Genomic DNA, 14,404 nt, shown 5'->3' with positions numbered 1-14,404 from the left:
TTTGCAGCTATCCACATGGGGCTCGCAAACTCCCTGGGCGAATACTTCGACGTCGAATCGCACGGATCTGACGTCCGCACGGAAATCGTCGCGGGCATCACGACCTTCCTCGCGATGAGCTACATCATCGTGGTCAACCCGTTCATCCTCGCGGAGGCGATCACGATCCCGGGCTACGAGTTCATCGAGGTCGTCCAGATGATCGCGATCGCGACGATCCTCGCCTCGGCGCTGGCGACGGCCGTGATGGCGCTGTACGCGAATCGACCATTCGGGCTCGCACCCGGGATGGGGCTCAACGCATTCTTCGCCTTCTCGGTCGTGCTCGGCCTCGGCATCCCGTGGCAGACCGCGCTCGCGGCCGTGTTCGTCGAGGGCGTCCTCTTCATGGCGCTGACCGCCGTCGGCGCGCGCGAGTACGTCATCAACCTCTTCCCGGAACCCGTGAAGTTCGCGGTCGGCGCCGGTATCGGCGTCTTCCTCCTGTTCATCGGCTTCCAGGAGATCGGCATCATCGTTGCCGACGAGGCGACGCTCGTCTCCCTCGGCAACGTGGCCTCCTCGCCCGCGTCCATCCTCGGCACGCTCGGGATCGTCCTCACGCTGCTGCTGTGGGCCCGCGGCGTGACGGGGTCGATCATCATCGGCGTCGTCTCGACGGCGGTGGCCGGCTGGACGCTCACCCTCGGCGGCGTCTTCGACCGCGGCGTCATCACCCCGGAGACGCTCCCGAGCGCGCAGTACGACATCACGCCGCTCGTCGGCGCGTTCGTCGACGGACTCTCCGGCGTCGACCCCCTCACCTTCACCTTCGTCCTGTTCACGTTCTTCTTCGTCGACTTCTTCGACACCGCCGGGACGCTCATCGGCGTCTCGCAGTTCGGTGACTTCCTCGACGAGGAGGGCGAACTCCCCGATATGGACAAGCCGCTGATGGCCGACGCCATCGGGACCACGTTCGGCGCCATCGTCGGCACCTCGACCGTGACGACGTTCATCGAGTCCTCGACCGGCGTCGAGGAGGGCGGGCGCACGGGCCTGACCGCGCTCGTCATCGCGGCCTGCTTCCTCGCCTCGCTCGTCCTGATCCCCGTCGTCGCGGCCGTCCCGAACTACGCGTCGTTCCTGGCGCTCGTCGTCGTCGGGATCATGATGTTCCAGGGCGTCGCCGACGTCGACTGGTCGAACCCGGCCTGGGCCGTCTCCGGCGCGCTCACCATCGTCGTCATGCCGCTCGCGTACTCCATCGCCGACGGCCTGGCGGCGGGCATCGTCTCCTACCCGGTGATGAAGGCCGCGATGGGCGAGTACGACGACGTCCAGCTCGGTCAGTGGGTGCTCGCGGCCGTCATCCTGGGGTACTACGTGCTCCAGACGGGCGGCTACATCCTCTAGCACGGCGCTCCCGCCGCCTGCGGCGCTACGGCTCCCGCGGCGTGATGTCGCGCCTATGCGGCTCTGCGGCGCAATTTCGCGGCTATGCGGAACCACTGCATACGACCAACGGGTTCTTTTAAACGACGCCCCTAATCATGGGTGATGGCAAACATAACCCTCTACGAACTCGAAGGCTGTCCGTACTGCGCGAAGGTCAAGAGCAAGCTCGACGAGCTCGGGCTCGAATACGACCAGGTATTCGTCCCGAGTTCCCACGCGGAGCGCGACGAAGTGAAGGAAGTGAGCGGCCAGACCGGCGTCCCGGTCCTCGTCGACGAGGAGCACGACGTCGACGGCATGCCGGAAAGCGACGACATCGTCGAGTTCCTCGACGAGACGTACGGCGCCGCTGCCTAACTCGGCCACTACCCCCTTCTGTCGAGGTTCTTTTTATAAACGTCCACGTCCGATAGCGACGGCGCCGTCGCTGCCGGCGTTCTGACCCCGGTGCCGTCGCTAGCGACATCTCGGTCACGGCGCCGTCGCTGGCGACGCGTGAGAGTCGAAGGAACAGCGGACGTCGACTACGCCTCGTTCGGCGCGGTCGAGCGGTCGCGGATGAGGTCCCGGATCGCCTCCGGATCGTTCATCTCCGCGAGCTCCTCACAGGAGACGAGCGCGGTGTCGTCGACGGAGGTGCGCTTCTGGGAGTCCTCCGTGAAGTAGACGGAGCGGGTCTCGGCGACGGTCCCGATGGAGGACATGATCCGCGCGCGCTTCTCCGCGGCCTCCGTGAACGTCGAGTGGCCCGTGAGCAGCCGCATCGACGTGCTGCTCGACCCCTCGTCCTCCGAGACGGTCTTGAACGGGGCCCGGACCGTCGGGTGGACGTCGAAGCCGGCGCGCGTGAGCACCGTGACGACGTGCTCGTCGTCGGGGTCGGCGTCCGGCTCCGAGGGCGTCGGGTCCGCGTCGCGGACCTCCTCGGCACCCTCCAGCACGTTCACCGGGCTGGAGAACTGCTCGCCGAAGATCTCCTCGATCTGGATGGCCACCTCGATGGAGGCGTTCATCCCGTCCTCGTACTTCGAGACCGTGCGCCGGGAGACGCCGAGCTCGTTGGCGAGCCGGCCGAGCGACCAGCCACGCTCCTCGCGCTCGTCGGAGAGCAGGTCGCCGTCGATGCTGACGTAGAGGCCGCCCGGAGCGGCGTAGATCAGCGGCGGCACTTCCTCGATGAACAGGTCGTAGGCGGTGTCGGGGTTGATGACGGGGACGCCGTGCCGGAAGTAGACGACTTCCGGCTTGAGGTCCTCGTCGCGGGTCCGCATCCCGACCACGATGGGGGTCGCCTCGAGATACTCCCCGAGCCGGCGCAGTTCGGCGCCGGTTGCCGCGTCCAGCGCGTCGACGTTTCGCAGGATCTTCAGCAGCACCAGGTCGTCACCGCGGCGGGCTACGAGGTCGAAGCTCTTGGGGCGGACCGCACACCGGTCGCTGACGAGGAACTCCGCGTCCTCGAGCATCGCGGTGATGTTGCCAACCAGTGCAGCCCGTGACATACACGTGAATAGCCGTTTCGGATATATAGGCGTTGTGCCGTCGGTGTTTCGGCAGTATGGTCGCTTGCTTGCGATTTCGATAGTTCAGGGGCGATAGGTTTATATATTGAGTGCAGGTGGAAATTCGGCCGTTGAGTAGGTAAAACGGGGCGGATTGGTTCGTGACGAATGTGTCGACAGCATTGTTGCGTGCTCGACAGCCATCGGCCGCTCTTTATAAGCAAATTTAAACAGGTGATACGGTCTTGCTCTCGACAGCACCGCAAACGCCCTGAAAGCACTCGGCCGCTCGCGGTCGCTGAGCGACATATCCACGCCTCTCAGCACCGCCCGGCGTGGATAGAGGTCGACTCAGCGACTCCGTTACACCGCGACCGGCCGTCGCCCTTTCAGTCCGCCAGGGCCGCGACAGCACCGCAAGCCGACAGCAACAGCACCGCCCAGCTACCGCAAGCCTCGGCCCTCCCCAGCCTCGGCCGGGGCGCGCCGGCACCGCAACGCACCGCGCGGCGCGCCACCGGCCTCCCTCGCACGCGTTGCTCGCGCGCGCCAACCGCCCCGCACCGCACGCCGGGTGCCCGGCGCACGACGACCGCCAACCAGCCGCCGCGAGCGACACCCCGGCCACCACTCCGGGGCGGGACTGAAAGGGGCAGCCGCCGAGCGCGAAGCCCCGCGACGCAAGCACTGAGCCAGCGAACGAGCGACCGTAGGGAGCGGCTGAGCTGGCGAGGCGCGCAGCGAGCGGCGCGAGCGATCGGCGGCTGGGGCTTTCTGGGTATGCCGAGTGGTGGCGCAGATAACGACGGTCGTGCTTATTTAAAAGCGCATCCAACCAGCGGCTTCCGACAAATATCGAACGACCACCTCAACGAAGCATAACACGAAAGCGGCTTTTCCACGCATCCCGTCCAGGCAGACGTGACAGTCGTCGCTCTCGACGATACCGACTCCCGGGAACACGGGATGTGCACGACCTATCTCGCCACGCGACTCGCGGAGCGGGTCGAGGCGGCCGGCGGGACCGTCCAGCGACGACTCCTCGTTCGACTCAATCCCGCCGTCGAGCACAAGACGCGCGGGAACGCGGCGCTCGCGCTCCACACGGACCTCCCCGCGACCGAGGCGTTCGCGCTCGCCCGCGAGGAGCTGTCGGACCTCGCGATCGACGCGGACCCGAGGACGTCGCCCGGCGTCGTCGTCGCGGATCTGGACGATCCGTACCCGCGGGCCGACGACGGCCCGGGGAGCGCCGACAGCGACGCGATCCCCGACGGCGTCGCCGACTTCGCGGCCAGAGCGATGCGCGAGCGGCTCGACCTCGAGGAAGCCCTCGGCCTGATCGAGGCCAACGACTGGGCGCACGCGGGCTACGCCGCGGACGGCTGCGAGGTCGCCGGTCGCGGACGCATCGGCGCGCTCGCCGCCGTCGGCGCGCCGGCGGCCTTCGACGACTGGACCTACGAGCACATCTCCTACCGCGAGTTCGACCGGTGCGGCACGCCGCGCGAGGTCGACCGCGACAGCGTCTTCGACGCCGCCGACTGGGTCTACCCCGCCGTCTGGGACACGGTCGACCGCGAGGAGGGCGAAGCGGTCTGCGTGCCCAACGCCCCCGGGCCGATCCTCCACGGGATCCGGGGCGACGACCCCGACGCCTGCCGCGCGGTCGCCGCCCGGATCGAGAGCGAGCGCGTCGCGCGCAGCGCGACCTTCCTGACGAACCAGGGCACGGACGCCCACGTCGAGCCGGGAGCGATCGGCGAGCTCCGCGACGGCGCGGGCTACCGCGTCGACGGCACCGTCGCGAGCGACCCCGAGACGAAACGCGGCGGGCACGTGTTCTTCGCGCTCCAGGGACCGGAGGGCGACGCGGCGACCGGGGAGGAAACGGTCGACTGCGCCGCCTTCGAACCGACGAAGCGCTTCCGCGAGCGTGTGCGCGCGCTCCGCGTCGGCGACGAGGTCACGGTCTGCGGCGAGTTCGACGACGGCACGATCAAGCTGGAGAAGCTCGCGATCCGGGATCTCGTCGAGACGGAGCCCGCCACGCCGACGTGCCCGGACTGCGGGCGCTCGATGAGCTCCGCGGGCCGTAACCAGGGCTACCGCTGTCGCGACTGCGGCACCTCGGCGCCCGGAAAAGTCCAGCGGGAACTCGACCGCGACCTCGAGCGCGGCTGGTACGAGGTGCCGCCCTGCGCACGCCGGCACGTCGCGAAACCGCTGGTGCGGGACGAGGTCAGCGAAGGAAGTCCGGACGCCCCGGTTCACACTGAAAAGTAGCCGCCGCCGACGACGTCGGGTTTCTCTAGCTTTTCAATCCGCTCCCGGTGAGCGGGACGACTACGTCCGCGTCGTCGTCGAGGACCCCCTGCTCGCGGAACTCGCGAAGCGCCGCGGGCGCGACGGCGCAGGTCGGCTCGGTATAAAAGCCCGCACCGTGGAGCCGGTCGAGCTCGCGCTCCGCGGCCGCCTCGGTGACCGCGACGGCGTCGCCGCCGGTCTCGTCGATGGCGGTCAGGATCCGGTCCAGCTGGACCGGCTCGGCGATCTGGATGCCGTCAGCGGCGTCGTTGACGGTCCCGGTCGGGTCGGCTGCCTCGGGGCCGTGCAGTTCGCGCACTATTGGCGCAACCCCGGCGGCCTGCGCCCCGAGCAGGCGGGGGGCCTCGTCGATCCAGCCGGCGGCTTCGAGCGCCCGGAACCCCTGGTAGGCGCCGAGGAAGAGCGTGCCATGGCCGAGCGGCGTCACGACCGCGTCGGGCGCCGTCCAGTCGCGCTGGTAGGCGACCTCGTAGGCGAACGTGGCCGTGCCGGCGAAGAAGGCCGGGTTCCAGGCGTGGCTGGCGTACCAGGCGTCACCGGCCTTGACCTCGGCGACGCAGGCGTCCGTCACGGCCTGGCGACTCCCCTCGATCCGGACCGGCTCGGCGCCCGCGCGACGGATCGCCGCGAGCTTCGACTCCTTCACGTCGGCCGGGACGTAGATCTCGGCGTCGACGCCGGCCCGGGCCGCGTAGGTCGCGATGGCGGCGCCGGCGTTGCCGGAGGAGTCCTCGACGACGCGCTCGACGCCGAGCTCGCGGGCCCGGGTGAGCGTCGTCGTCGCCCCGCGGTCCTTGAACGACCCGGTGGGGAAGACGTACTCGAGCTTGAACTCGGCGTTCCACTCGGGGGCGGCCGCTGCGGCGCCGTCACCGCCCGCGTCGGCGTCGACGAGCGGCGTGAGCCCCTCACCGAGCGTCACGCGGTCGGCGGGGTCGGCGCCGATGGGCAGGAACGCGTCGAAGCTCCAGAGGCCGCCGCGGGGGTCGAACTCGGTCGGCTCCGGCGCTGGGCCATCCGGGAGCGGCGCGTCGGCGAACCGGAGCGGCGACCCACACGTGCAGCGCCAGCGGTCGGCGTGCGTCGCGCCGCAGTCCGGGCATTCGAGCCGGGCGGGGGCCCGGGAGTCCGCGTCGGCACCGGCGTCAGCGCGGTCCCGGGCCATCTCAGTAGGTGTCGACGTTCGTCCCGACCGAGCAGACGTACTCGCCGGCCGCGACCTGCGGGAGCCGGCGCCGGCGCCAGAAGACCCCGTTGCTGTCGGCGGTGACGCTGGCCTTCAGCTCGCCGAAGGCGTCCGTCACCTCGAAGAGGAGGTCGCCCCGCGTCACCTTCTCGCCGAGGTCCGTCTCGAAGCGGACCAGTCCGCCGGCCGGGGAGCCGTACTGGTCGAAGCCGCGAGCACGGGTCTGCTGCTCGACCGTCGCCTCCTCGTCGAGGAAGTCGTAGTAGCGCAGGACGTTGAAGACGCCCTCGACGCCCTTCCGGATGCTCTCCTCGTCCCAGCCGACGCTCCCGCCGAGTTCGGGGTCGACCGTCGGGATGCCGTTCTCGGGGCCGACGCGAGCGAGCTGCCCGTTCGGGCCCTTCTGGTCGAGGACGTGGCCGCAGCCGAACGCCTTCGCGAGCTCGAGACAGTCGTTGTGGAGTCGATGCCGCGGGCCGCAGCGGACGCGGACCTCGTTTATCATCTGGCTCGTCGACCCCTGGTGGAGGTCGAGGATGAGGTCGGCGTCGCTGGCCGCCTGGAACGTCGCGTCGGTGATGCGGTCGGAGGTCGTCCCGTTCGGGTCCCCGGGGTACGCCCGGTTCACCTTCGTGTCGTCGATCGGGTTCCGATGCTCGGCTACCTGAAAGCCGTAGTAGTTGACGATGCCGGTGACGAGGATCGTGCCCGACAGCTCCGCCGGATCGATCTGCGGAACGACTCGTCGAACGACGCCGAGCCCGTTGAGCTCGTCGCCGTCGCTGACGGCCTGGACGTACAGCGTCTTCCCGTCGCTTGCGCCGTTGATGACGGCGACGGGAAGCCGAACGGGGCTCCCGTCGCGCGTCTCCCCAGCCTCGAGGCGCCCCGTATCGGTCTCCCCTGGAGCGGCACTCGCGGTGCCGAACGTTTTCATTACCGAAGAGAGGGCGGGGGCACCCTTTATCCGTTCGGTCCGCGGCGAACCCCGCGCCGTCTGACACAAGGTTTATAAAGATTTGTCGAAAGGTTACGGGACGAACTACCCGCCTTGACTCCGGCCCTGCTCGTCGCCAGTCGCCTGTCGTCCGTCGGTATTGGCTGTCGACCGACCAGCACTATCGGTCCCCGAATTTGGTCCGGACGGAACGTCTTCGCCGAAAGCCTCTCTGATAAATGAGCATCGACACCGACGTCATCGAGAACGAAGAAGGACTTCGCGTGAAGGATCCGGTCGAGAACGCGCAGTTCGAACTCTACACAGCCGATCCCGTCTCGGCACGGATCGTCGACGACGACCGACTCTACTTTCCCGTTGACACAGCTGTCGCAGTCGAAACGTCAGGCGTGACGATTCCGCGCATCGCAACGGTAACGGTGCGCGATACGAACGGCGGGCTCCTCGGACGTGACACCGACCTCTGGTTCCCCTGGGGCGAGTACCACCTCGAGATCGACCCGGCCCCGTCGAAGATGTACCTGCATTTCGAAGGCGAGCTGAGCGTTACCTCGAAGGAGGGGGAGACGCGACTCGAGTTCGGTGATCAGGTCGAGGTCGACCTCGGGTTCCGCTCGTTCAACGAGTCGCCCGCGGGCACGATTACGACCCCGACCGACCCGGAGTCGCTGATGGACGCAGTCTCGCTTTTAGGCTCGTCGCTGTCGACGACGAGCCCCGAGCGGTCGTTCCCGACGCTCCGGGGACACCCGCCACTGCTCGAAGCCGGATCCGAGTTCTCTATCCCGGAGCGCGTCGATCCCATCGACACCGGTGTAACCATCGTCGTCCCCCCGACGTATCGCTACCTCTACCCGGTCGTCTCCCTTGCTTTCTACCTCGGGGCGACGGTCGTCCCGGGCGACACACCTCGGATCGAGGGCGACGGCTGGACCTTCCCGCTGGAACCGGAGTTCGAGCGCACCGTCTCCCAGGTGTTGCGGCAGACGTTCCACTTCGACTGTATCGTTCGGACGGAGGGGTTCTACCCCGTCGACCTCTACGAGCGGGAGCAGCTCTCGGTTGACCTCAACTGCGACCGGCTGTACGACGCCCCCCTCGCCGAACGGCTCGGGGAGTACCTCGAGGTCCCGTTCGAGACCATCGCTGACGACCTGCCGCAGTGGACCCTGACGACGGACATCCGCCCCGATCCGGCGAACCTCGAGACGCTTCCGTTCGTTGCAGCCGAGCTATCGCTCATCCGCTGTCCGGGGGGCGAGTCCTCCGAGGTCGCGTCCGAGACGGGCGGCTTTTCCGGGCTGCTCCGCTCCAGCGACGAGGAGTCGGCCGGGGAACGGCACACCAGTGTCCGAACGCTCTCACGACGGGAGCGGGGGTTCACCGACGAGGACACCGAGTTCATCCGGCCGGAGTCGGTCGACACGATCGAACACGCCTGGATCGGTGATGGCGTCCCGCTCGGCGCGAACAAGGCGACGCTGGAGGCCTACCGCCGTCGCATCGACCGCGAGTCGACCGACGAATCCCACATCTCGGTCGTGGTCGTTTGCAACGACGAGCAGATGCGCGAGGAGGGCGAGGTCGGCGAGCTGTATGGCCTACGAGAGATGCTGCAGTTCGACATCGAGGTGAAATACGAGCTCTCCAAATCGGAGATGCGTGGCGTGCTGGAATCCGACGTCGACTTCCTTCACTACATCGGCCACGTCGACGAGCGGGGGATGCAGTGCCGCGACGGCTTCCTCGACCTCACCGGGCGGGACCTGTCGGTCGAGGTCGACGCGTTTCTGCTCAACGCCTGCCAGTCATACAAACAGGGGCAAGCGCTGGTCGAACGCGGGAGCCGCGGCGGCATCGTGACCGTGTCCACCATCGCGAACTCCTCGGCGACCCGGCTGGGACGGATCGTCGCGCGCCTGATGAACGGCGGGTTCAGCCTCCGGACGGCCCTTCACGTCGCACAGAAGGCGATGCTCACCGGGAGCCAGTACATCACCCTCGGCGACGGCGGGACCACGCTGTGTCAGAGCCGGAGCGGGGTCGTCGTCGCGATGGACATCGAATCGACGGACGAGGACACCTGGAACGTCGAGAAACAGACGTTCCCGAACGGCGGGTACGGGGTTGGGACGCTGGTAAATCCCAATATCCCCCGGTTCGAGCAGAACCATCTGGTCCCCGCGGAGATCACTGTCCGTGGCCTGAAAAAGGCGGAACTCAGCGAGTTCCTGAATCTCGAGACTGCACCAGTATTTACCGACGGAGAACTGTTCTGGAGTGACGAGCTGTTGCCGCTTTAGGGACCGGCGGTCGCTCCTTCCATGTTCGCCGCCGCGGGCGCCGCCTGGCTGAGCAGGAGCATCGCCATGAACAGGACGCCGGTCATCTTCGGGTGGTTCGCCAGGTAATCTGCAACTTTCTGTCGCATATTTCGAACATCGAGGACTGAAAGTAAATTTTGATGTAAGCGAAGCTATCACAAACACCTGTTCTAAACGGTATAGCGACTGAAAGAAACTCCACTTCCCAGTGAGCGCCTTCTAGGCGAACGATTCGCCAGCTACCACATAAGTTCTTCCGGCCGATTTTCAGCGCCGATAACGGCGGCGCGAGCGGTGCGGTTGAAGCACCGATGAGTCGAGGGGCACGGATACCGGATGGCAGGGTCGATCTCCTCGATCGCCAGGCAGTTCCGCCCGCCGGAGGGGGCGGGTCGGTGCCGGCGCTAGCGACGGTCGCGGTCAGTCCGGGACGCCGGATCGTCGCTGGACTCGTTGACCACGTTGGGCGATCGCGGCAGCAACGGTGGCCGGTTCTCCCGAAAAACGCCCATCGAAATAGGGGTCAGCGGATCACTGCGCGTAGCGTCGAGCAGCCAGCATCGCGGTCAGTATCGCCAGCAGCGCGACGGAGACGCCGAAGCCGGGCGCCGACTCCTCGACCTCGGTGGACCCGTGGCGCTCCTCGACGATGACCGTCTGCTCGGAGAAGCTGTCGATGGCGACGAGGATCGCGGCGTTCGCCTGGCTCGTCGTGGCCTGACTCACGGTGTACGTGTGCTCGCCGTTGCCGAGCGACTGCCGGAGCTCCGCGTGGCTGTCGACGCGGGTCGCTTGCTCGCCGCTCACGCGAACGTCAGCGTCGCCGGGGTCCTCGATCAGGTCCTCGGTGATCTCCATGACGACGATGGTCCCGTTCTCGGTGGTCCGCTGGACGCTCAGCTCCAGGAAGCCCTGCTGGTACTGGGCGACCTCGACGTCGATGTCGGTGTCGTACTCGACCGTGTCGGCGACGACCTCGCCGTCGCGTTCGGAGACGTACGCCTCGCCGGCGGCGGTGCCGCGCTCGATCAGGCGCTCGGTGGCCTGGTCCTCGTCGTCCCGGTTCTGCCCGTTCGACCGGAACACGAGCCCGGAGCCCTTCGGCAGGTCGGCGACGATGTTGCCCTCGTCGTTGACGGTTACGCTCCCCTCGCCGACGACGAAGACGGACCCGACCTGCGTGGCGCCGCCGACGACGATGACGGTCCCCTTCGGCGTCGTGCCCACCGGGTCGGACATGTTGATCTCGACGAGCGTCCGCTCCTCCGTCGCGTGGACCGTCAGGTGCCCGCGCTCGGTGTCGTGAGCGGCGACGCGGGCGCCGTTCTCGCTCTCGAAGCGCGCCGCGGCGGTCGTCGTCGACGTCGACCGGAGAGCGGCCCCCTCCAGCCCGGCGAACGCGCTGGTCTCGAGGTCCGCGCCGACGCGCACATCGGCCTCGGACGCCGCCTGAACGTCGACGGAGCTGAACAGCGTTTCGTTGTTGACACTGTACTCGGCGATGCCGTCCGACTCGACGTCGAAGGCAACGTGCTCCCCGTCGTACTCGTGTTCGTCGGCGGCCGCCGGCGCGACCGTCGCCGGCGCGGCTAGCGAGACGACGAGCAGGGTCGCAACGAGGACTGTGAGCCGTCGCATACGGCGGCGCTACTCCGGGTGCCCCAAAGGGGTTTCCGGCCAGGGCGGGGCCGGCGACGGCCTCCGCGACGACCGCGAGGAGAGCAGCAACCGGAGACCGTGCTTACTCCGCACGTCGGCCCGAATGGCCCGGGTAGTCGCGCTCGAAGCGGTCCTCGATGTTCTCGCGGTCGAACTCGATGACGACGGGCCGGCCGTGCGGGCAGGCGTAGGGGTTCTCACAGGCGTCGAGCGCGTCGAGCAGGTCGACGACCGACCCCTCCGTCAGCGAGGTGTTCCCCGTCACGGAGGGGTAACACGCCAGGTCCGCGAGCAGCTCGTCGACGACGTCCGTCACCGGCGCCGCGCCGTCGCCCGCCTCGTCGACGAAGGAGGTGAGCACGTCCTGCAGGAGCTCGGGGTCGAGCGTGGCGTCGAACACCGCCGGCACCCCACTGACGACGACCTCGCGGTCGCCGGCGCGCTCCGCACGGAAGCCGATCTCGGCCAGCTCGTCGGTGTACTCGGCGAACAGGGCTGCTTCCCGGGCCGTGAGCTCGACCCGCACCGGCTCCGCGAGCGCCTGCGTCGCGGCGCCGTCGGCGAACTCCGCCTGGAGCCGCTCGTAGTTCACGCGCTCGTCGGCGGCGTGCTGGTCGATGAGGACCAGCCCGTCCGGCGCCTCCGCCACGACGTAGGTGTCGTGAAGCTGGCCGAGCACGCGAAGTCGCGGGAGGCCCTCGTACTCGCGCTCCGCTGTCGTCTCCGTCCCGTCGAGCGTGCGCTGGCTCGCGGCGTCGACGACGTGGCGCGTCGGGGATTGAGTCGGGTCGTCGCTCTCGGCGTCCGCCGCGGTGGCTCGGCCACCCAGGTCGCCCGCGCGCGTTCGGGACGTGTCGGCCATCGGGTCACCGCTCGGCGCGTCGGTGGCGGTGTCCGTGGCTGCCGGTTCGGGCTCCTCGGTCGCAGCCGAACCGGTGTCCTCCTCGTCGACGTCGGTCTGCCAGTTTCGGGGCGAGGGGGTGTCCGAGTCGGTCCTGGCGGCGTTGTGCCCCGGCGGCGTTCCCGAGGTCGACGCGTCGCCGAGCGAATCGCCGTCGCTCGAGTCGGCGGGCTCGGTCGCGCCCGACGTCGACTCCGTACCCATCCCCTCGACCGTCCAGGCGTCCTCGTCGTCGGGGCCGAGTTCGGTGGCGACGGTTGGGTCGTCGGTGTCGGCGGCGTTGGTGGTGGCGGCGGCGGTGTCGTCCTTGAAACCATCGTCGGCAGCGTCGGCGGCGGTGTCGTCCCTGAAACCATCGTCGGCAGCGTCGGCGGTGGTGCCGTCCCCGAAACCAGCGTCGGCGGCAGCGTCCTCGAAGCCGCCGGCGTCACCGTCGTTCGCCGCGGTACCGCCGTCCGAGCCGCCGTCGCCGAGGTCGGCCGCGCGCTCGTGGGCGGTGCCAGCGCCGCCCTCGACCTCGCCGTCGTCGGCTTCGGGGTCGATCCGGGCCTCGTCCGGCGCGGAGCGCCCGCGCGGCGCGGTCGACCGGATCAGCCCGTGGTCCAGGAGCGCGCTCTCGACGGCGTCCTCGACCTGCTCGGTGACGGTCGCCTCGTCGTCGAACCGGACCTCCATCTTCCGCGGGTGGACGTTGACGTCGACGCTGCCCGAGGGGACCTCCACGAAGAGGACCGCGAAGGGGTACCGGTCCGGCGCGATCTGGCCGCCGTAGGCGTCGACGACGGCGTTGCGCAGGACGTTCGCGGTCACGTACCGGTCGTTGACGAACGTCGCGAGGTAGTCGCGGCCGGCGCGGGTCGTTTCGGGGTGCGAGACCAGGCCGTGGATGCGCTGGACGGGCGAGTCCGAGGCCGCACCGTCCGGCCCCCAGTCGACCTCGACCATCGCCTCGGCGACCTCGCGGCCGTAGACCGCGAGGACGGTCGAGCGCAGGTCGCCGTTGCCCTCCGTGGCGAACACCTCGCGGTCGTTGTGCTCCAGCGACACCGCGACGTCCGGGTTCGCGAGGGCGTACTGGGTGACGACGGTGTTGACGTGGTCGAACTCCGTCGCATCCGTCTTCAGGAACTTCTGGCGCGCCGGGGTGTTGAAGAAGAGGTCCTCGACCTCGACGGTCGTCCCCGCCGGGCACCCCGCGGGCTGGACCTCGCCCACGTCGCCGCCCTCGACGACGAGCTCCGCGCCGGCCCCGTCCTCGTCCCGGGGGCGCGAGCGGACGGTCATCCGCGAGACGGCGCCGATGGTGTACAGCGCCTCGCCGCGGAAGCCGAGCGTGCCGACGCCCGCCTCGAGGTCGTCGATGTCGCCGATCTTCGAGGTCGCGTGTTCGGAGACGGCGTTCCGGAGCTGGGCCGCGGGGATGCCGACCCCGTCGTCGCGGACGCGGACCCCCTCCTTGCCGCCCTGCTCGACGGCGACGGAGATGCGCGTGGCGCCGGCGTCGAGGCTGTTCTCCACGAGCTCCTTCACCACCGAGGCCGGGCGCTCGACGACCTCCCCGGCCGCGATGCGCTGGACCGTCTGCTCGTCCAGCTCCTGAATGTCGGGGGTTGGATCGTCCGATTCGGCGTCCGCGTCAGTCATAGGTCCCTGTGGGGGAGTGGTGTACTTGAAGGCGTTGTACGTCCTATGGGAGTTCACTCTGGACGTCGAGGTGGTTGAGTGGTGAGGTGGGGAATGGCTCTATCGCTTGCGCTTTTAAATCGGAAGTGCAGGTGCAGCCGCTACAACACTTGACCACAACAGCGAGACGGCCCTCGGTTGCTTTTTAGAGGTGGTTTATACAGGTGGCACGGTCTCGCTCTCGACAGCACCGCAAACGCCCAGAAAACCCTCGCCGCTTTGCTTATAAACTGGTTGTGCAGGTGCAGACGCTGCTTCGCTTGACAGCACCGCAAACACCCTGAAAGCCTTCGGCCGCTCTTGCTTATAAACTGGTTGTGCAGGTACAGACGCTGCTTCGCTTGACAGCACCGCAAACACCCAGAAAGCCCTCGGCCGCTCGCGGTCGCTGTCCCGAAAATCGGAGATTTTCGGGCTCCGAGAAAT

10 protein-coding genes are annotated in these 14,404 nt (G+C 68.4%); 4 read left to right on the top strand and 6 right to left on the bottom strand.

The genetic code is table 11. The features are described 5' to 3' along the window. Positions 1-15 precede the first annotated feature (15 nt). Entirely contained in the window at positions 16-1,395 is a 1,380-nt protein-coding gene (locus ACQE3M_RS05065; RefSeq protein ID WP_430504381.1) for an NCS2 family permease, read from the top strand. A 144-nt stretch (positions 1,396-1,539) separates the two neighbouring features. Continuing rightward, positions 1,540-1,794: a glutaredoxin family protein gene (locus ACQE3M_RS05060; RefSeq protein WP_430504380.1), complete on the top strand. Its 255-nt coding sequence runs from the start codon at positions 1,540-1,542 to the stop codon at positions 1,792-1,794. Positions 1,795-1,961: 167 nt separating this feature from the next. Here ACQE3M_RS05060 and ACQE3M_RS05055 read toward each other — a convergent pair whose 3' ends face one another. Continuing rightward, positions 1,962-2,939 carry a transcriptional regulator gene (locus tag ACQE3M_RS05055; protein ID WP_430504379.1) on the bottom strand — a complete coding sequence of 326 codons (978 nt, stop codon included), beginning with the start codon at positions 2,937-2,939 and terminating at the stop codon, positions 1,962-1,964. Positions 2,940-3,860: 921 nt separating this feature from the next. Between ACQE3M_RS05055 and ACQE3M_RS05050 the strand changes: the two genes are divergently transcribed. Continuing rightward, a complete protein-coding gene (locus ACQE3M_RS05050; protein ID WP_430504378.1) occupies positions 3,861-5,225 on the top strand; it encodes a TiaS agmantine-binding domain-containing protein in 1,365 nt (454 codons plus the stop codon). Positions 5,226-5,250: 25 nt separating this feature from the next. Here ACQE3M_RS05050 and ACQE3M_RS05045 read toward each other — a convergent pair whose 3' ends face one another. Next, on the bottom strand, positions 5,251-6,432 hold the full coding sequence (locus ACQE3M_RS05045; protein WP_430504377.1) for a pyridoxal-phosphate dependent enzyme: 1,182 nt from the start codon (positions 6,430-6,432) through the stop codon (positions 5,251-5,253). Position 6,433: 1 nt separating this feature from the next. Then, positions 6,434-7,390 (bottom strand): succinylglutamate desuccinylase/aspartoacylase family protein, encoded by a 957-nt coding sequence (locus tag ACQE3M_RS05040; RefSeq protein WP_430504376.1) that lies wholly within the window; start codon positions 7,388-7,390, stop codon positions 6,434-6,436. A gap of 239 nt (positions 7,391-7,629) precedes the next feature. Between ACQE3M_RS05040 and ACQE3M_RS05035 the strand changes: the two genes are divergently transcribed. Then, positions 7,630-9,714 carry a CHAT domain-containing protein gene (locus ACQE3M_RS05035; RefSeq protein ID WP_430504375.1) on the top strand — a complete coding sequence of 695 codons (2,085 nt, stop codon included), beginning with the start codon at positions 7,630-7,632 and terminating at the stop codon, positions 9,712-9,714. Here the strand turns inward: ACQE3M_RS05035 and ACQE3M_RS05030 are convergent. From ACQE3M_RS05030 to mutL, 3 genes are all read right to left on the bottom strand, one after another. Continuing rightward, a complete protein-coding gene (locus ACQE3M_RS05030; RefSeq protein WP_430504374.1) occupies positions 9,711-9,842 on the bottom strand; it encodes a DUF7503 family protein in 132 nt (43 codons plus the stop codon). The two genes, ACQE3M_RS05035 and ACQE3M_RS05030, sit on opposite strands and share 4 nt — an antisense overlap. 424 nt (positions 9,843-10,266) lie before the next feature. Next, complete coding sequence (locus ACQE3M_RS05025) at positions 10,267-11,373, bottom strand: PGF-CTERM sorting domain-containing protein (protein WP_430504373.1); 1,107 nt, start codon at positions 11,371-11,373, stop codon at positions 10,267-10,269. A 103-nt stretch (positions 11,374-11,476) separates the two neighbouring features. After that, positions 11,477-13,939, bottom strand: coding sequence for a DNA mismatch repair endonuclease MutL (mutL, locus tag ACQE3M_RS05020; protein WP_430504372.1), 2,463 nt, complete (start codon positions 13,937-13,939; stop codon positions 11,477-11,479). Positions 13,940-14,404: the final 465 nt, after the last annotated feature.

It is taken from the genome of Halosubterraneus shenae (assembly GCF_050510935.1).
Taxonomy (GTDB): domain Archaea; phylum Halobacteriota; class Halobacteria; order Halobacteriales; family Haloferacaceae; genus JBDGPU01.
The sequence above is the reverse complement of the archived record's forward strand: the minus strand, read 5'-3'. Positions and strand labels throughout refer to the sequence as shown.

Excerpts from the sequence above, each read along its gene's own strand:
- mutL (WP_430504372.1), bottom strand. The coding sequence starts at position 13,939 with ATGACTGACGCGGACGCCGAATCGGACGATCCAACCCCCGACATTCAG.
- ACQE3M_RS05060 (WP_430504380.1), top strand. The coding sequence starts at position 1,540 with ATGGCAAACATAACCCTCTACGAACTCGAAGGCTGTCCGTACTGCGCG.
- ACQE3M_RS05055 (WP_430504379.1), bottom strand. The coding sequence starts at position 2,939 with ATGTCACGGGCTGCACTGGTTGGCAACATCACCGCGATGCTCGAGGAC.
- ACQE3M_RS05025 (WP_430504373.1), bottom strand. The coding sequence starts at position 11,373 with ATGCGACGGCTCACAGTCCTCGTTGCGACCCTGCTCGTCGTCTCGCTA.
- ACQE3M_RS05035 (WP_430504375.1), top strand. The coding sequence starts at position 7,630 with ATGAGCATCGACACCGACGTCATCGAGAACGAAGAAGGACTTCGCGTG.
- ACQE3M_RS05065 (WP_430504381.1), top strand. The coding sequence starts at position 16 with ATGGGGCTCGCAAACTCCCTGGGCGAATACTTCGACGTCGAATCGCAC.
- ACQE3M_RS05045 (WP_430504377.1), bottom strand. The coding sequence starts at position 6,432 with ATGGCCCGGGACCGCGCTGACGCCGGTGCCGACGCGGACTCCCGGGCC.
- ACQE3M_RS05040 (WP_430504376.1), bottom strand. The coding sequence starts at position 7,390 with ATGAAAACGTTCGGCACCGCGAGTGCCGCTCCAGGGGAGACCGATACG.
- ACQE3M_RS05030 (WP_430504374.1), bottom strand. The coding sequence starts at position 9,842 with ATGCGACAGAAAGTTGCAGATTACCTGGCGAACCACCCGAAGATGACC.